Origin of the sequence: Micromonospora sp. NPDC051543 (assembly GCF_044454415.1) — a bacterium.
Lineage (GTDB): Bacteria > Actinomycetota > Actinomycetes > Mycobacteriales > Micromonosporaceae > Micromonospora.
The window spans coordinates 59,336-74,553 of record NZ_JBITDT010000022.1 but is presented as its reverse complement, the minus strand read 5'-3'; the positions used below and the strand labels follow the sequence as shown (position 1 = coordinate 74,553).

Below are 15,218 nucleotides of genomic sequence, written 5' to 3'. Positions count from 1 at the left end.
CGGAGAGGGAGGGGTGGGGGATTTCCGCCCGGGAGTGTCGGTCGTCCCGGGTAACGTCTCGCCACCAACTCAAGAAGGGGGGCGGCGATGGCGAGCGTTGCGGGTTGGGTGGCGGCGTCGACACACGGCTCGATTCCGCCGTTGCCCCGCGCCGTGGTGCAGTCCTTCTACCGTCGGATGCGGGCCGTCGCGCCGGCCGCCGTCGGCGCCATCGAACGGGACCGGTCCACCGACCAGACGGAGCCGTTCGCCGACACCGCCTGCGGCCGGCTGGCCCGGTCGCTCGACGAGGCCGGTCTGCGGGCGCTCGGCATGTGGACGCATCACCGGTGCATGCGTTTCTACGACGACGACACGACCGTCGGCCGGCGGCTGATCGGGGAGATCGCGGCCCGGCCCAGCCTCGGCTGGACGGCGGACGAGGTGCGCTGGATGCTGCGCGAGTCGATGTCCGCAGGTCCGGCGGCAGCGGACCGGTTCACCCTGCCCCGCGCCGCGTGCGCGCAACTGCCCGCGTCCGAGCGGCCGTTCGACGACCTGCCCGCCGAGATCGAACCTCCCGCCGGGGCCACGGCGGCGAGGCGCCGGCCCGATCCGCAGGCATCCCCGTCGGGCGCGTCGAGCGTCACCGCCGACCCGGCCAGCACGCGGCCCGCTCTCATTCCCCGGCAACGCCGCGCCGGCTGAGCGGGTCGGGCCGACGCCGCGTCGGGCGAGCGGGTTGCGCCGACGCCGCGCCGACCGATCGACGGAGGTCGGGCAGGTCGACGCGCCCGAATGCCGACAGCCCTTGAACAATGATCGACTACGGCAGGATGCTGGGCACAGCACACCGACGGAAGGATCGCTCATGCCCGCCAGTGAACCCACCATCCTCGCCACCAGCATGGGCTTCTTCCGTGGCGACCTGGGGCCGTCCGACCTGCGTCCCAGCCCGGTCTTCGAGCTGGCCGCCGAGTTGGCCGAGGCCGGTCCGCAGCCACGGATCTGCCACCTCGGGCAGGCCGTCGGTGACCAGCCGACCTCGTTCACCGCTGTCTACGGGGCGTTCGCCGACACGCGGTTCCGCCTGTCGCACCTGGCGCTGTTCCCGATGCCGAACGTCGACGACGTCCGAGCCCACCTGCTCGCACAGGATGTGATCTGGGTCGGCGGCGGTAGCGTCGCCAATCTCGTCGCGGTCTGGCGGGTGCACGGGCTGGACGAGATCCTGCACGAGTGCTGGCAGGCCGGCGTGGTGTTGGCCGGCGTCTCGGCCGGTTCGATCTGCTGGCACGTGGGCGGCGCCACCGACAGCTTCGGGCCCCGTCTGCGGGCCTACACGGAGGCGTTGGGTTGGCTGCCGTACGGCAATGGCGTGCACTACGACAGCGAGAGTCAGCGCCGGCCGCTGATGCACGAGCTGGTTGGCGACGGGACGTTGCCGACCAGCCACTGCACCGACGACGGCGTCGGCCTGGTCTACCGGGGGACCCGGCTGGTCGAGGCGGTCGCCGACCGCGAGGGCGTCTCGGCGTACGAGGTGAGTCGTCGCGCCGACGGCAGTGTGCGGGAAGAGGTCATCGCGCCCCGGCTGCTCCGGTGAGCGCCGGTCAGACCCGATCTTCGAACGCGGCGCACACGGTGGCCCGCGCCTGCTGCCCGTCGATCGCCCGCAGCAGCTCCCGGGCCAGGGCGATCTGCTGCGCCTCGTCGACCGACCGGTCCGTCGGCGTCACCTCCACCCGCCACCGGAAGTAGAGATAGCCGTCCTCGTCGGTGACGGCGAGCCGCGGGTCGGCGCCCTCGTTGGTGTTGATCTCCAGCAGGTTGCCCCGGACGTCGACCGAGTCCCGGCGATAGGGCTTCGCGTCGGGCAGCCGGGCGCGGATCAGGTCGAGCAGTTCCGCCGCGGTCAGCGGGCCGTCGACCATGATGAGGAACTGCAACGACGGCACGTCTGCCACCTTGGCAGACGCGCAGAGGAGCGACCAGGGCCGCGTTCAGCCCGATGGAATCGGAGCCGCGTGGACCGGCCCGCTCGGCACCGGCGTAAGCTGGCTCGTCGTGAGTCTCACCATCGGCATCGTCGGCCTGCCCAACGTCGGCAAGAGCACGCTGTTCAACGCGTTGACCAAGAACGACGTGCTGGCGGCGAACTACCCGTTCGCCACCATCGAGCCCAACGTCGGCGTGGTCGGGCTGCCCGACGAGCGGTTGGGCAAGCTCGCCGAGATCTTCTCCTCGCAGAAGGTGCTGCCGGCTCCCGTGTCGTTCGTCGACATCGCCGGCCTGGTGCGCGGCGCGTCGAAGGGGCAGGGGCGGGGCAACGCGTTCCTGGCCAACATCCGCGACGCCTCCGCCATCTGCCAGGTCGTCCGGGCCTTCTCCGACCCGAACGTCGTGCACGTCGACGGCAAGGTCTCGCCGGCCGACGACATCGAGACGATCAACACCGAGCTGATCCTCGCCGACCTGCAGACCCTGGACAAGGCGCTGCCCCGGTTGGAGAAGGAGGCCAAGCTCCGCAAGGACCGGGCCGCCGCGGTCGCCGCCGCGAAGCAGGCCATCGAGGTGCTCGACGGCGGCACCACCCTCTACTCCGGGGCCGCCGCCGCGAAGATCGAGCTGGAGCACCTGCGGGAGCTGCACCTGCTCACCACCAAGCCGTTCCTGTACGTCTTCAACGTCGACGAGGCCGAACTCGCCAACGAGGCGTTCCTCGACGAACTGCGTGCCCTGGTCGCCCCCGCCGAGGCTGTCTTCATGGACGCCAAGATCGAATCCGAGCTGGTGGACCTGCCCGAGGAGGAGGCCCGCGAGCTGCTGGAGTCGATCGGCCAGAACGAGCCCGGCCTCAACCAGCTCGTCCGCGTCGGCTTCCGTACGCTCGGGCTCCAGACGTACCTCACGGCCGGCCCCAAGGAGGCCCGGGCCTGGACCGTCCCGACCGGCGCGACCGCGCCGGAGGCCGCGGGTGTCATCCACAGCGACTTCCAGCGCGGCTTCATCAAGGCCGAGGTGGTCTCCTACGGCGACCTGGTCGAGGCCGGCTCGATGGCGGCGGCCAAGGCGGCGGGCAGGGTCCGCATCGAAGGCAAGGAGTACGTCATGCAGGACGGCGACGTCGTGGAGTTCCGCTTCAACGTGTAGTGCGGATCCGTCCTGCACCGTGAGAGGCGCTGCTCGGATCATCCCTTGCGTCCGGGCACCAGCCTGTCGAGGTCAATCTTGATCGCGAATGGTGTCGTGAGGCGTAGCTCGTGGCGATGGATCCCCGTCGGCGCGTACAACTGGGTCGGTCCGTCGAGCTCGTAGGTGTGGATCACCGGCGCACCCTCCTCCTCGACCCGCCAGTAGTTCGCGATGCCCGCCTCCGCGTACTTCCGCAGCTTCACGGTCCGATCACGGTGAGCCGACTCCGGCGAGACCACCTCGACGACCAACAGCACCTGATCGGGCGTGTAGAACGTGCGATCGGGGTCGTAGTAGGGCGCAGTCGTGGCGAGGAGGTCGGGCTCGGGACGATTCCGCGGGTCGAGTCGGATGGTCATTTCCCGCTCGACCTCGACGCCCGCTGGCGCCTGCTCCGCGAGGGCAAACAACAGGGCGGAGACGACTCGGCTGTGCCAGGCCCGCTGGGGAGACATCATGAAGACGAGCGCTCCGTCGATCAGTTCGGTGTGACGGGGAGCCTCGGGGAGATGATCGAGGTCATCGGCGAACCATCCCTCAAGGCGAGGCGGCCGCATCCACTCGGGCACCGCAGACATGGCGTCACCGTAGCATTGCGTAACGGCGAGGTCCGGCACGCTGAGGCCAGCACGACCTGGACGCAGGCTGAGTACAGCTGGATATGAACTCAGCCTCGGCTGTACTGTGGTCGAGTGGAAGCGTTGACACACGGGCAGGCGCTGGCCCGCTTCGGCCACGCGTTGTCCGATCCCATCCGAGCGCGACTGCTGCTGGCGCTGCGGGACGCCCCGGGCTATCCGGCGGAGCTCGCCGACCTGATTGGGACGAGTCGGCAGAACCTGTCCAACCATCTCGCCTGCCTGCGCGGCTGCGGTCTGGTGGTGGCGGTCCCCGAGGGGCGGCGGACCCGCTACGAGTTGACCGACGCGCGGCTTGCACATGCTCTCGGCGACCTGCTGGATCTCGTCCTGACGGTCGACCCGACGGTGTGCGTCGACGCCGACGAGAAGGGCTGCTGCTGATGCCCGGCCCGCTGTTGCAGGTCCAGTCCGGCAGCTTCGCGGCGCGTCGCGCGCTGCTGGCTCGGCGGGTGCGGTTTCTGGTGGCGGCGACGATCACCTACAACGTGGCCGAGGCGGTTGTGGCGATCTCGGCAGGTGCCGCCGCCGACTCCACCGCCCTGATCGGTTTCGGCCTGGACTCGGTGATCGAGGTGTCCTCTGCGGCGGCGGTGGCATGGCAGTTCGCCGGCCGCAACCCCGAGTCGCGGGAATGGGTCGCGCTGCGAGTCATCGCGGTGTCGTTCTTCGCGCTTGCCGCCTACGTCACCGTCGAGTCGGTCCGCGCGCTCACTGGTAGTGGCGAGGCCGAGCATTCCTCGGTCGGTCTGGTCCTGGCCGCCCTGTCGCTCCTCGTCATGCCGGCGCTGTCGTACGCGCAGCGACGCGCTGGGCGTGAGTTGGGTTCTCGGTCCGTGCTGGCCGATTCCAAACAAACTCTGCTCTGCACCTACCTGTCGGCCGTACTGCTCGTCGGCCTTGGTTTGAACAGCCTCTTCGGCTGGTCCTGGGCTGATCCGCTGGCTGCGCTCGTCATCGCGGCGATCGCGCTGAAGGAGGGGCGCGAGGCGTGGCGCGGGAATTCGTGCTGTGCGCTGCCCGTCAGCAGCGCGAACTCACCTGTCGTCCATGGTGACCACGTCGACGCCTGCGGGTGCGAGCCCGGCTGCTCCTGCTGCTCGGCTAAGAAGACCTGATCGTCCAGCTTGGCCCGCCCCGGCGTTCGCAGCGAACGACCATGGCAGCCCGAGACGCGTTCTGAGCAGGTGTCGGACAGCATCACGCCCATAACGCGGCAGCGGCCCTCAGTTCCGCTGCAATGTCCGCACCTCCGTCGGTCGAGGGGACCCTTTCAATTGAAGGGCAGGTCGGGAGAGAGGGACCGGTACCAGAGGCAGGGGGCGCAGCACAGGAGCACGACGAGCGCCACGATGGCAATCAGAGCGATCCCGCTGAGACTGCCGATGGCGAACAGGCTCCTGACCGCGTTCCTTCCGCGGGCCGCTCCATCATCGTCTCTGGCCACGACGCCCCCATGATCGGCAGTGTTGGTGGCGACAATGTAGCTGTCGGGCCTTGCCTGCGCGGTGGCTGGCGGCGTCAGGGGCGTAGCTCTCGCAGCAGTGCGTGGACGCGACCCTTGATGTCGTCGCGGACCTCGCGGACGACATCAATGGATTGCCCGGCCGGGTCGGTGAGCTTCCAGTCCTCGTAGCGTTTGCCGGGGAAGACCGGGCACGCGTCGCCGCAGCCCATGGTGACGATGACGTCGCTGGCTTCGGCGGCGTCCCAGGTGAGTCGGATCGGGGTCTGGTCGGTGATGTCGATGCCGACCTCGCGCATGGCGTCGACGGCGACCGGGTTGATCGTCTCGGCGGGTTCGCTGCCGGCGCTGCGCACCTCGACGGTGTCGCCGGCGAAGTGGCGCAGCCAGCCGGCGGCCATCTGCGAGCGGCCGGCGTTGTGCACGCACACGAACAGGACGCTGGGCTTGTCGCTCATCGGGCCTCTGTCTCCTCGGCGAGGTGGGGTACGAGGACATCGTCAGCGACGTCTCCGTCTCGGGGGTACCAGGCGGCGAGCGCGGCGACGCCGACCAGGCCGCCGACGAACTGGGCGACCACGAAGCCGGGCACCGAGGTGGGGGCGATGCCGGCGAAGGTATCGGTGACGGTCCGGCCGATGGTGACAGCGGGGTTCGCGAACGAGGTGGACGAGGTGAACCAGTAGGCCGCGCCGATGTAGGCGCCGACGGCAGCGGGCGCGGTGGCGGTCCGGCCGCTGCGGGCTAGGGCGAAGACCAGGACGACCAGGCCGGCGGTGGCGACGATCTCGGCGAGCCACAGGTTCCCGCCGGCGCGCTCGGTGTGTGACCAGGTGACCGCCGGCAGGTCGAACATCAGGTTCGCCAGCACGGATCCGGCGACCGCTCCGGTGACCTGCGCGGCGGTGTAGGCGGCGAGGTCGGGGACGGTCAGGCCGGTGCCGGCGCGGCGGCCGAGCCACCAGTCGACGGCGGACACGACGGGGTTGAGGTGCGCGCCGGACACCGGCCCGAACACGAGAATCAGCGCGCCCAACGCGAATGCGGTGGCGATCGCGTTCTCCAATAGCTGGAGCCCGACGTCACCGGGGGAGAGGCGAGCCGCGGCGATCCCGGACCCGACGACGGCGGCGACCAGGAGCGCGGTGCCGGCGAATTCGGCCGAGGCCCGGCGAATGAGGGTGCGGTTCACCGGGTGGCAGGAGCAGCGGCGGGCAGGTCGAGCAGCACGCCGAGCTGGCGGAACGCCTCGGGCTCGACCCGGTACCACACCCAGGTGCCACGACGTTCGGAGTCGACGAGGCCGGCCTCTCGCAGCACCTTCAGGTGGTGGGAGATGGTCGGCCCGGACAGGTCGAACGCCGGGGTCAGATCGCACACGCAGATCTCCGGCACCGAGGCGATCATCGACATCAGTCGCAGTCGGACCGGGTCACCGAGGGCCTTGAACATCGGCGCGACGACCGCCGCCTGCTCGGCGTCCATCGGACGGACGGCCAGCGGCGCGCAGCAGGCTACCGCTTGCAGGTCCACGACCGGCAGATTCTGTTTCGACACTCGTCTACCTTGACAGACATCGAATCAGGCTACAACGGTGGGGTTGCTTCGAAATCCGTCTAGACAGCGGTTTGCCCCAGCAGGAGGATTCCCATGTCCCGCGTCCAACTCGCTCTGCGCGTGTCCGACCTCGAAAACTCGATCGCGTTCTACTCGAAGCTGTTCGGCGTCGACCCGGCCAAGCGCCGGCCCGGCTACGCCAACTTCGCCGTCGAGAACCCGCCGCTGAAGCTCGTCCTCATCGAGGGCGAGGCCGACCAGCCCACCGCGCTGGACCACCTGGGCGTCGAGGTGTTCAGCACCGGCGACGTCACCGCCGCCACCAGGCGCCTCACCGACGCCGGCCTGATCACGCTCGAGGAGAACGACACCGAGTGCTGCTACGCCCTGCAGGACAAGGTCTGGGTACGCGGCCCCGGTGACGAGCGCTGGGAGGTCTACACCGTCAAGGCCGACGCCGACACGCTCACCAGGGCGACCGACACCGAGCCGGTGGCCAGCGGAGTCGGCTCACGCTGCTGCTGACCACGGCCGATCTGCGCCTCCGGCGTCTTGGATGTCGGGGTGTCCGGTCGGCTGGGACACCCCGACATCCAGGAACCGGGGATGATGTGGACACCGACATACAAAGGACGGTGGAATCGATGCTGCTCAGCTCGTCGTTCGGTACGGCGGCGTCCGCGTACGACCGGCATCGCCCGGACTACGCGTCGGCCGCGACGCGGTGGGTGCTCGAGCACGCGCCCGGCTCGCGAGTCCTCGACCTTGGCGCCGGCACCGGCAAACTGTCCGCCACTTTGGTCGCTCTCGGTGTCGACGTCGTGGCGGTGGAGCCCGACCCGGCGATGCTCACCGAGTTGGGTCGCGCGCTGCCGACCGTACGGGCCCTTCCCGGCAGCGCGGAGGCGATCCCCCTGCCGGACGCGTCAGTCGACGCGGTGCTGGCCGGCAACGCCCTGCACTGGTTCGACATGGCCGTCGCGGGGCCGGAGATCGCCCGGGTCCTGACGCCCGACGGCGTCCTGGCCGGTCTGTGGAACGTCATGGACGACCGGGTGGACTGGGTGGCCGCCCTCGAAGGGGTCAGCGGCAGCGCGGCCATCGGTCCGCGCGACACCCGGAGCAGTTGGCGCGCGGCGACGGCAGGCCTGCTCAGCCCGGGCAACGGAATTGCCGACCAGTTCGGTACGCCCGAGCAGGCCGAGTTCCCCCACGGGCAGCGCCGGAGCGCCGACTCCCTGGTCGCGACGCTCGCCACCCGGGCCGGGTTGCTGGTCATGCCGGAACCGGAGCGGACGGCCACGCTCGACCGGATCCGCGAGTTCCTCGCCGGAAGGGCCGAGACCGCCGAAGGAGACTTCACCCTGCCCATGCTGACCGGTGTCCTTCGCGCCCGCCGACTCTGACGGTCGCCGACGGCCGCCGTCGGGGCCGCACGGGTTACACGATCCGGCGCCGCCGCGTCAGTGTTGATCGGCCTCGGCCTCGCGCTCGCCTTGTGAGCGCCAGGGCCGCGAGCTGGACCGGAGCGGCATTCTGACGGTACCTGGTGTGCTCCGCCGCAGCGTGGCGAACCCGGCCGCGACCAGCCCGAGCGCCAGAATCGCCATACCGCTGAGGAGCAGCGTCGGCCGGGGCCCGATCGCGCCGACCATCGGGCCACCGAGCATGGTGCCCAGAGGCACCGCGAGCACAAGCACGGCGCTGTTCGCGGCGAGTACGGCGGGCAGCTGCTCGGTCGACGCGCTGCGTTGGAACAGCGCCATCGACGTGGACATGTACGGTGCCCAGATCAGGCCCGCCAGGGCGAACGCGGGCAGGGACAGGACGACGGGCGCTCCCACACCGAGCGGCAGCATCGCCGCGCCGAACCCGATGACGATCCCGATGATCGTCGCGCGCAGCGGCCAGTGCCGGAGGTGGCCGGCGACCACACCGCCGAGGAGGCCACCGATGCCGAAAGCGGTGTAGTACGCGGCGAGCAGCGTCGCGGACGCGTGCAGGTCGTCGGTGATGTGCAACGGCATCGCGACGTACACCGGGCCGAACAGGAAGAAGAACGCGACGCTCAGCACCAGCAGGCCCAGCAGCGTGGGCTGACGGCGGATGAACGCGAAGCCCGCGGTGCGTGGGGCGCTGTGCTCGTACCGACGGATTGTTCCGGTGGCGGGTAGCGCGAGCCGATAGGTGAGCGCCAGCACCGCGAACGTGGCGGCGTCGACGGCGATGACCCACACCGACCCCACCCAGCCGATGAGGATGCCCGCCAGCGGAGGGCCGACGACGGTGGCGAAGCCGGAGATGGTGGTGAGGACCGCGTTCGCCGGCAGATGGTGTCGCTGGGGCAGCAACTCGGCGATCAGGGTGAACCGTCCGGCCGAACCCCACGAGTGCAGGAGGGCGGACGCGGCGAGCAGGACGGCGTACAGCCCGATCGTCAGCGTGCCGGTCAGGTAGGCGATCGGGATCGCGGCGAGCGCGGCGGCCCGCAGGATCGCGTCCCACCCGGCGAGCTGGGCGCCGCCGCGCCCGCCCAGCAGCCGACCGAAGGCCACCGTTCCGACAGCGCTGGGAAGGGTGTACGCGGCGACGGCGACCGCGATCCAGAGACCGCGCTGACCGGTCGGTGCGAGCTGACGGGCCAGCCAGGGCACCGCGACCACGGCCATGCCGTCGCCGAGTGCGGACACGGCCAACCCGGGTAGTACGCGTCGCAGCAGGGGATGACTGACCACCGGCCAGTACGGCGAGGTACGCGGAAGACGAGGCATGAGAGCAGTCGACCGGGCATCGACGCCATCCGCCAGCAGGTACTGCTGCCAGCAGAATCAGCCCAGCGCGGAAGCGCTCCGTTCGGGTGTCGGGATCGACTCGGGTCCCCCGTGGACGTCTCCGCGGAACCCGAGTCGACCGACCGTTACTGCGTTCGGTAGACGGAGATGTGTGACGGACTCTCCGTCGTGAACGGCTGCCGGTGCCAGTCGGCGTACCGCTCGGTGAGCGCAAGGCCCGCCTGTCGCGCCATCTCGTCGATCTGGTGCGGCCAGGCGTACCGCATCGCGAACGGCTTCAGGTGCACGCCGTTGTCGTCGAAGGTGATGGTCTGGCGGATGAAGCGCTGCGCCGGCCGGTCGTACCGGTGCACTCGGATCGTCACGGAGTCCTCGGTCACCTCGCGGACCTGTATCCGCTCGTCCGCGTCGAAACCGCGCTCGTCGGGAACGAACGTCTCGATGACGAACGCCCCGCCGGGCGACAGCACCCGGGCGACGTTGCGGAACAGGTCCGCCTGCCGCTCGGCGTCCACCAGGTTGAACAGCGTGTTGAAGACCAGGTACGCCATGCGGAAGGGGCCCTGCACGCCCACGTCCGCCATGTCACCGACGACCGTGGGGATCTGGTCGCCACCGGGCTTGGCCCGCATCAGCGCCAGCATCTCCTCGGACGCCTCGATGCCGTGCACGCTGAGGCCGCGCTCGGCAAGTGGCAGTGCGACCCGGCCGGTGCCGATCGCCAGTTCCAGGACCGGACCGCCGTCGGCCAGATCGGCCAGGAAGTCCACGGCGGGCGCCGGGTCGGGGTTGCCGGGGCTGTCGTATCCGGCAGCCCACAGCCGGCCGAAGAGGCCGGGATCGTCGAAGACCGACATCAGCGGCCTCCGGGGTTGTGCTCAGTGACGCGCGTCCTCTGCGGAGCAGTTCTGCTCACGAAGCCTCGTTTCCTCAAGTCGGATGACGTTCGGTCGGGGGGACTTCGTCGTGTTGGGCATGGCACTGCTCCCTTCGCGTGGCGGTGCACCGAGGACACCAGAGACGCCGGGAGCCCGGCAAGGCATTTACGCCCGCCGGGCTCCCGGTCGAGGAGATCGTCAGGAGATGTGGTGCAGGATCACGTTGTGCACGTGGTGGCTCTTCTGCGCGCCGCGGAACTCCACCTCGTAGGTGTGCGTACCGACGTGGATCGCGATCGCGCCGGTGGAGAAGAACGACCCACCCCAGGACTTGTTGCTAACCACGCTCACGCTGGTGATCTTCGAGTACGGGATGCTGGTGATCGCATACCGCTTACCGACGAAGGAGCGGTCCTGGATGATCACGCGCCGGTCGGTCAGCCCGATGAACCCGGTGCCGGTGCCGACGGCGTCGTAGACGGCGATGATCTGCTCACCGTCGAGCAGCCCACTCTCGATCTGCTGGACCTGCTCCTTGCGGTCGTACGCGATGTTCGCCATACGATCCAGGCTAGAAAACCGGTGCCAACGCGCCGGCTCGTCAGGACTCGGTGACCGCCCGGTAGGCGTCCTCGATGCGGGCGGCCAGCAGGACCTCACCCTCGGTCAAGGGATCACCGTTGCCGTGCCCCACCCGGATCAGGGTGCTGTCGGACCGGCGGCTTATCTCGGGACGCAGGTGCAGGGCGTCCGCCACGACCTTGACCCGTTCAGTCAGGGCCGCGTGTTGGGTATCGTCGATCACCAGCGTGCGCCGGATCTGCTCACCGTCCCGCGTCCAACCAGATAGCAAGGTCAACGCGTCGGAAAGGTAGTCGTGTTTGGCTCGGCTGCTGAACAGCACGCGCATTACCGCACCCCCCAAGCGCCGTTGCCGGCTTGTGGCCAAATCGTCGCCATCCCGTGTCTTGTCGGTGCCTTCTAGTCTGTCGTCGCTCGGTAGGGGTGTCCACGCCCACACTTCCGTGTTCTATTGGCCTAGCGGACGGTGTCGGTACCCAAACCGCCGATTGATCTGGCACCCTGGACGCCCGTGCAGACCGAACGGGCTAATGGTGGCGGGCAGGCCCAGCGACGGGACCTGAAGGTGATCGTGGGAGCGGCGATCATCCGGGACGGACGGGTGCTCGCCTGTGCGCGCTCCGCCCCGCCGGAGGTGGCCGGCATGTGGGAGTTCCCTGGCGGGAAGGTCGAGCCGGGGGAGGCTGAGACCGAGGCGCTGATCCGGGAGTGCGCCGAGGAGCTGGCCGTACGCGTCGAGATCGGTGCTCGGGTCGGCCGCAACGTCCGGATGGCCCATGGCCGGTCGGTGCTGAAGGTGTACGCCGCACGCCTGCTCCACGGTGACGAGCCGCAGGCGCTGGAGCACCAGGCGCTGCGCTGGTTGACCGCCGACGAACTGGACTCGGTCACCTGGCTCCCCGCCGACGCCCCCATCGTGGCCGCCCTACGCCCCCACCTAAAAAACCCCTAACCCCCCCGGGCCCCCACCCCTGCCCCTCACCCCGTTGATCATGAAGTTATTGCCACGACACGCCGGCAGGAAGGGCAATAACTTCATGATCAACGGGGTGAGGGCAAGGGCAAGGGTGGGGGTGGGGGAATGGGGCGGGGGCTGTCGGCATCGCCGACAGCCCCCGTATCCGGTGGTCTTGCTAGTGCTTGTCGTCCTGGTCCGGGTGCGCGAAGTTGAGGTGCTCCGGAGGCAGCGGGAAGGTCACGTCGTCGCCGAAGGGCGACGGCGCGGCGGGCCGGTCGAAGGTGAGCTCGGTCAGCGGCAGCCGGCCCCGGTCGTCGACCGCTGGCGCGGTCGGGTGGGGGACCTCGCGATCCCAGTTGACGCCGCTCTGCGCCTGCGCCTCGGCCTGCGGGTCGTGCGAGCCACCAGCGTGCGAGTGCACGCCACCTCGGCTCGTACCCGGCAGGTTCGCCGAGCCCTGACGGGCGGTGGTCACGCTGGTCTGGGGCGTCTCGCCCCGACGGAAGATCTTGCTACCAAGCCACACAAGGGGATCGTACCTGCGGTCGACGACGCGTTCCTTCATGGGGATGATCCCGTTGTCGGTGATCTTGATGTGCTCGGGGCAGACCTCGGTGCAGCACTTGGTGATGTTGCAGAAACCGAGGCCCTGTTCCGCCTGTGCGTACTCCTTGCGGTCGGTCCGGGCGTCCAGCGGGTGCATGTCCAGCTCGGCCGCCCGGATGAAGTACCGCGGCCCGGAGAACGCCTGCTTGTTCTCCTCGTGGTCACGGATCACGTGGCAGACCGTCTGGCACAGGAAGCACTCGATGCACTTGCGGAACTCCTGCGAGCGCTCGACGTCGACCTGCTGCATCCGGTAGTCGCCCGGCGCGACGTCCGCCGGCGGGGCGAACGCCGGCGTCTCCCGCGCCTTCTCGTAGTTGAACGAGACGTCGGTGACCAGGTCCCGGATGACCGGGAAGGTCCGCAGCGGGGTGACCGTGACCGTCTCGTCGTCGCCGAAGGTCGACATCCGGGTCATGCAGCCCAGCCGCGGCTTGCCGTTGATCTCCATGGAGCAGGAGCCGCACTTGCCGGCCTTGCAGTTCCACCGGCAGGCCAGGTCGGGCGCATCCGTCGCCTGCAGGCGGTGGATGACGTCGAGGACGACCTCGCCCTCGTTCACCTCGACCATGTAGTCCTGCAGGTCGCCGCCGGTCTCGTCGCCCCGCCAGATCCGGAACTGACGCTTCGCGCTCATCGGTTGTCCGCCTCTCCAGCGTCGGCGACGAGGGCGTCGAAGTCGGCGAGCTCCTCGTCGGTGAGGTACTTGGCCAGCTCCGCCCGGTCGAAGAGGCCGATCAACTCGGGCCGCATCTTCGGCAGCGGCTTGCGGGTCAGCTGCACGGTGTCGCCGTCCAGGGAGCAGACGAGGTTCACCTGCCGCCACTTCGGCTCCATCGCCGGATAGTCCTCGCGGGTGTGCCCGCCGCGCGACTCCTGCCGCTCCAGCGCCGCCTTCGCGGTGCACTCCGAGACGACGAGCATGTTGCGCAGGTCCAGGGCGAGGTGCCAGCCCGGGTTGTAGCGCCGACCACCGGCCGCGCTCACCTTGGCCACCCGCTCGCGCAACTCGGCCAGCCGCACCAGCGCGTCGGCCAGCTCACCTTCGCGCCGGATGATGCCGACCAGATCCCCCATGACCGCCTGGAGGTCCTGCTGAAGGGTGTACGGGCTCTCGCCGGTGTCCCGCTGCAACGGGGCGAGGGCGGTCTCCACGGCGGCCTCGACGGCGTCGACGGCCACCTTCGGCCGGGCGGACAGCCCGTCGGCGTAGCTGGCCGCGTGCCCACCCGCCCGCTTGCCGAACACCAGCAGGTCGGACAGGGAGTTGCCGCCGAGGCGGTTGGAGCCGTGCATGCCACCGGACACCTCACCGGCGGCGAACAGACCGCGTACGTGACCGAAGGCGGCACCCGAGTCCGGGTCCACCTCGACGCCGCCCATCACGTAGTGGCAGGTCGGCCCGACCTCCATCGGTTCGGAGGTGATGTCGACGTCGGCCAGCTCCTTGAACTGGTGGTACATCGAGGGCAGCCGGCGGCGGATCTCGTCGGACGAGCGCCGGCTCGCGATGTCCAGGAAGACACCGCCGGCGGGGGAACCCCGACCGGCCTTGACCTCGCTGTTGATCGCGCGGGCCACCTCGTCGCGGGGCAGCAGCTCCGGTGGACGCCGGTTGTTGTCCGGGTCGGTGTACCAGCGGTCCGCCTCCTCCTCGGTCTCCGCGTACTGCTTGCGGAAGACGTCGGGGACGTAGTCGAACATGAACCGCTTGCCCTCGGAGTTCTTGAGGACACCACCGTCGCCCCGGACCGACTCGGTGACCAGGATGCCCTTCACCGAGGGCGGCCAGACCATGCCGGTCGGGTGGAACTGGAGGAACTCCATGTTGATCAGCGTCGCCCCGGCGCGCAGCGCCAGCGCGTGGCCGTCCCCGGTGTACTCCCAGGAGTTCGAGGTGACCTTGTAGGAGCGTCCGACACCGCCGGTGGCCAGTACCACCGCCGGCGCCTCGAAGAGGATGAACTCGCCGGACTCGCGGTAGTAGCCGAACGCGCCCGCGACCCGGTCGCCGTCGAGCAGCAACTCGGTGATGGTCGTCTCGGAGAAGACCCTGATCCGGGCGTCGTACGAGCCGAACTCGCGCTTGTCCTCCTGTTGCAGCGAGACGATCTTCTGCTGGAGGGTGCGGATCAGTTCCAGGCCGGTCCGGTCGCCGACGTGCGCCAGGCGGGGGTACTCGTGCCCACCGAAGTTGCGCTGGGAGATCTTGCCGTCCTTCGTACGGTCGAAGAGCGCGCCGTACGTCTCCAGCTCCCAGATCCGCTGCGGCGACTCCTTCGCGTGCAGCTCGGCCATCCGGAAGTTGTTGAGGAACTTGCCGCCGCGCATGGTGTCGCGGAAGTGCACCTGCCAGTTGTCACGGCTGTTCACGTTGCCCATCGCGGCGGCGGCGCCGCCCTCGGCCATCACCGTGTGCGCCTTGCCGAACAGCGACTTCGAGATGATCGCCGTCTTCTTGCCGGCGAGGCGGGCCTCGATGGCCGCGCGCAGACCGGCGCCGCCGGCCCCGATGACGACGACGTCGTAGTGGTGTCGTTCGATACGAGTGGTAGTGGTCATGTCAGG

The 15,218-nt window shown here is 69.6% G+C and carries 18 protein-coding genes and 1 pseudogene; 8 read left to right on the top strand and 11 right to left on the bottom strand.

Annotation, left to right across the window (positions count from 1 at the left end; translation table 11 throughout):
• Window positions 1–87: 87 nt before the first annotated feature.
• Window positions 88–600: pseudogene (locus ACIA3K_RS29115) on the top strand (hypothetical protein); the annotation flags it as partial.
• Between the two features lie 250 nt (window positions 601–850).
• Window positions 851–1,585, top strand: a complete 735-nt coding sequence (locus ACIA3K_RS29110; RefSeq protein ID WP_396804788.1) for a Type 1 glutamine amidotransferase-like domain-containing protein — start codon at window positions 851–853, stop codon at window positions 1,583–1,585.
• Between the two features lie 7 nt (window positions 1,586–1,592).
• Here the strand turns inward: ACIA3K_RS29110 and ACIA3K_RS29105 are convergent, their stop codons facing one another.
• Window positions 1,593–1,937: a hypothetical protein gene (locus ACIA3K_RS29105; RefSeq protein WP_396804787.1), complete on the bottom strand. Its 345-nt coding sequence runs from the start codon at window positions 1,935–1,937 to the stop codon at window positions 1,593–1,595.
• 109 nt (window positions 1,938–2,046) lie between these two features.
• Here ACIA3K_RS29105 and ychF point away from each other — a divergent pair, with 109 nt between their 5' ends.
• Window positions 2,047–3,132 carry a redox-regulated ATPase YchF gene (gene ychF, locus ACIA3K_RS29100; RefSeq protein ID WP_396804786.1) on the top strand — a complete coding sequence of 362 codons (1,086 nt, stop codon included), beginning with the start codon at window positions 2,047–2,049 and terminating at the stop codon, window positions 3,130–3,132.
• A gap of 38 nt (window positions 3,133–3,170) precedes the next feature.
• On the opposite strand, the gene ACIA3K_RS29095 is transcribed toward ychF, so the two are convergent.
• The gene (locus tag ACIA3K_RS29095; protein ID WP_396804785.1) at window positions 3,171–3,752 is read right to left on the bottom strand and encodes a Uma2 family endonuclease; all 582 of its coding nucleotides are present in this window, start codon (window positions 3,750–3,752) and stop codon (window positions 3,171–3,173) included.
• A 114-nt stretch (window positions 3,753–3,866) separates the two neighbouring features.
• Here ACIA3K_RS29095 and ACIA3K_RS29090 point away from each other — a divergent pair, with 114 nt between their 5' ends.
• Entirely contained in the window at window positions 3,867–4,196 is a 330-nt protein-coding gene (locus ACIA3K_RS29090; protein ID WP_396804784.1) for an ArsR/SmtB family transcription factor, read from the top strand.
• Window positions 4,196–4,930: a cation transporter gene (locus tag ACIA3K_RS29085; RefSeq protein WP_396804783.1), complete on the top strand. Its 735-nt coding sequence runs from the start codon at window positions 4,196–4,198 to the stop codon at window positions 4,928–4,930. The genes ACIA3K_RS29090 and ACIA3K_RS29085 overlap by 1 nt, the downstream gene beginning before the upstream one ends.
• A gap of 403 nt (window positions 4,931–5,333) precedes the next feature.
• Here the strand turns inward: ACIA3K_RS29085 and ACIA3K_RS29080 are convergent, their stop codons facing one another.
• From ACIA3K_RS29080 to ACIA3K_RS29070, 3 genes are read right to left on the bottom strand one after another with little or no spacing between them, the layout of a single operon-like run.
• Window positions 5,334–5,735 carry an arsenate reductase ArsC gene (locus ACIA3K_RS29080; protein WP_396804782.1) on the bottom strand — a complete coding sequence of 134 codons (402 nt, stop codon included), beginning with the start codon at window positions 5,733–5,735 and terminating at the stop codon, window positions 5,334–5,336.
• Window positions 5,732–6,469: an aquaporin gene (locus ACIA3K_RS29075; RefSeq protein WP_396804781.1), complete on the bottom strand. Its 738-nt coding sequence runs from the start codon at window positions 6,467–6,469 to the stop codon at window positions 5,732–5,734. The genes ACIA3K_RS29080 and ACIA3K_RS29075 overlap by 4 nt, the downstream gene beginning before the upstream one ends.
• Window positions 6,466–6,834, bottom strand: coding sequence for an ArsR/SmtB family transcription factor (locus ACIA3K_RS29070; RefSeq protein WP_396804780.1), 369 nt, complete (start codon window positions 6,832–6,834; stop codon window positions 6,466–6,468). Before ACIA3K_RS29070 ends, ACIA3K_RS29075 begins: the two co-directional genes overlap by 4 nt.
• A gap of 93 nt (window positions 6,835–6,927) precedes the next feature.
• Between ACIA3K_RS29070 and ACIA3K_RS29065 the strand changes: the two genes are divergently transcribed.
• Window positions 6,928–7,359: an ArsI/CadI family heavy metal resistance metalloenzyme gene (locus ACIA3K_RS29065; protein ID WP_396804779.1), complete on the top strand. Its 432-nt coding sequence runs from the start codon at window positions 6,928–6,930 to the stop codon at window positions 7,357–7,359.
• Window positions 7,360–7,478: 119 nt separating this feature from the next.
• Entirely contained in the window at window positions 7,479–8,240 is a 762-nt protein-coding gene (locus tag ACIA3K_RS29060; protein WP_396804778.1) for a class I SAM-dependent methyltransferase, read from the top strand.
• A 57-nt stretch (window positions 8,241–8,297) separates the two neighbouring features.
• Here the strand turns inward: ACIA3K_RS29060 and ACIA3K_RS29055 are convergent, their stop codons facing one another.
• The 4 genes from ACIA3K_RS29055 to ACIA3K_RS29040 all read right to left on the bottom strand — a co-directional run bounded on the left by ACIA3K_RS29055 (window position 8,298) and on the right by ACIA3K_RS29040 (window position 11,414).
• Window positions 8,298–9,605, bottom strand: a complete 1,308-nt coding sequence (locus ACIA3K_RS29055) for an MFS transporter (RefSeq protein WP_396804777.1) — start codon at window positions 9,603–9,605, stop codon at window positions 8,298–8,300.
• A 146-nt stretch (window positions 9,606–9,751) separates the two neighbouring features.
• Window positions 9,752–10,483, bottom strand: a complete 732-nt coding sequence (locus ACIA3K_RS29050; protein ID WP_396804776.1) for a class I SAM-dependent methyltransferase — start codon at window positions 10,481–10,483, stop codon at window positions 9,752–9,754.
• A 219-nt stretch (window positions 10,484–10,702) separates the two neighbouring features.
• Window positions 10,703–11,065 (bottom strand): PH domain-containing protein, encoded by a 363-nt coding sequence (locus tag ACIA3K_RS29045; protein WP_355050625.1) that lies wholly within the window; start codon window positions 11,063–11,065, stop codon window positions 10,703–10,705.
• Window positions 11,066–11,105: 40 nt separating this feature from the next.
• Window positions 11,106–11,414, bottom strand: coding sequence for a 4a-hydroxytetrahydrobiopterin dehydratase (locus ACIA3K_RS29040; RefSeq protein ID WP_357126121.1), 309 nt, complete (start codon window positions 11,412–11,414; stop codon window positions 11,106–11,108).
• 183 nt (window positions 11,415–11,597) lie between these two features.
• Between ACIA3K_RS29040 and ACIA3K_RS29035 the strand changes: the two genes are divergently transcribed.
• Window positions 11,598–12,038, top strand: a complete 441-nt coding sequence (locus tag ACIA3K_RS29035; RefSeq protein ID WP_396804775.1) for a (deoxy)nucleoside triphosphate pyrophosphohydrolase — start codon at window positions 11,598–11,600, stop codon at window positions 12,036–12,038.
• A gap of 181 nt (window positions 12,039–12,219) precedes the next feature.
• On the opposite strand, the gene ACIA3K_RS29030 is transcribed toward ACIA3K_RS29035, so the two are convergent.
• Window positions 12,220–13,287, bottom strand: coding sequence for a succinate dehydrogenase/fumarate reductase iron-sulfur subunit (locus ACIA3K_RS29030; protein WP_396804774.1), 1,068 nt, complete (start codon window positions 13,285–13,287; stop codon window positions 12,220–12,222).
• A complete protein-coding gene (locus tag ACIA3K_RS29025) occupies window positions 13,284–15,212 on the bottom strand; it encodes a fumarate reductase/succinate dehydrogenase flavoprotein subunit (protein WP_396804773.1) in 1,929 nt (642 codons plus the stop codon). Before ACIA3K_RS29025 ends, ACIA3K_RS29030 begins: the two co-directional genes overlap by 4 nt.
• Window positions 15,213–15,218 lie beyond the last annotated feature (6 nt).

What these genes read in the sequence shown, in the direction of transcription:
- ACIA3K_RS29110 (WP_396804788.1), top strand. Translation starts at nt 851, where the DNA reads ATGCCCGCCAGTGAACCCACCATCCTCGCCACCAGCATGGGCTTCTTC.
- ACIA3K_RS29095 (WP_396804785.1), bottom strand. Translation starts at nt 3,752, where the DNA reads ATGTCTGCGGTGCCCGAGTGGATGCGGCCGCCTCGCCTTGAGGGATGG.
- ACIA3K_RS29085 (WP_396804783.1), top strand. Translation starts at nt 4,196, where the DNA reads ATGCCCGGCCCGCTGTTGCAGGTCCAGTCCGGCAGCTTCGCGGCGCGT.
- ACIA3K_RS29080 (WP_396804782.1), bottom strand. Translation starts at nt 5,735, where the DNA reads ATGAGCGACAAGCCCAGCGTCCTGTTCGTGTGCGTGCACAACGCCGGC.
- ACIA3K_RS29065 (WP_396804779.1), top strand. Translation starts at nt 6,928, where the DNA reads ATGTCCCGCGTCCAACTCGCTCTGCGCGTGTCCGACCTCGAAAACTCG.
- ACIA3K_RS29060 (WP_396804778.1), top strand. Translation starts at nt 7,479, where the DNA reads ATGCTGCTCAGCTCGTCGTTCGGTACGGCGGCGTCCGCGTACGACCGG.
- ACIA3K_RS29055 (WP_396804777.1), bottom strand. Translation starts at nt 9,605, where the DNA reads ATGCCTCGTCTTCCGCGTACCTCGCCGTACTGGCCGGTGGTCAGTCAT.
- ACIA3K_RS29050 (WP_396804776.1), bottom strand. Translation starts at nt 10,483, where the DNA reads ATGTCGGTCTTCGACGATCCCGGCCTCTTCGGCCGGCTGTGGGCTGCC.
- ACIA3K_RS29045 (WP_355050625.1), bottom strand. Translation starts at nt 11,065, where the DNA reads ATGGCGAACATCGCGTACGACCGCAAGGAGCAGGTCCAGCAGATCGAG.
- ACIA3K_RS29040 (WP_357126121.1), bottom strand. Translation starts at nt 11,414, where the DNA reads ATGCGCGTGCTGTTCAGCAGCCGAGCCAAACACGACTACCTTTCCGAC.
- ACIA3K_RS29030 (WP_396804774.1), bottom strand. Translation starts at nt 13,287, where the DNA reads ATGAGCGCGAAGCGTCAGTTCCGGATCTGGCGGGGCGACGAGACCGGC.
- ACIA3K_RS29025 (WP_396804773.1), bottom strand. Translation starts at nt 15,212, where the DNA reads ATGACCACTACCACTCGTATCGAACGACACCACTACGACGTCGTCGTC.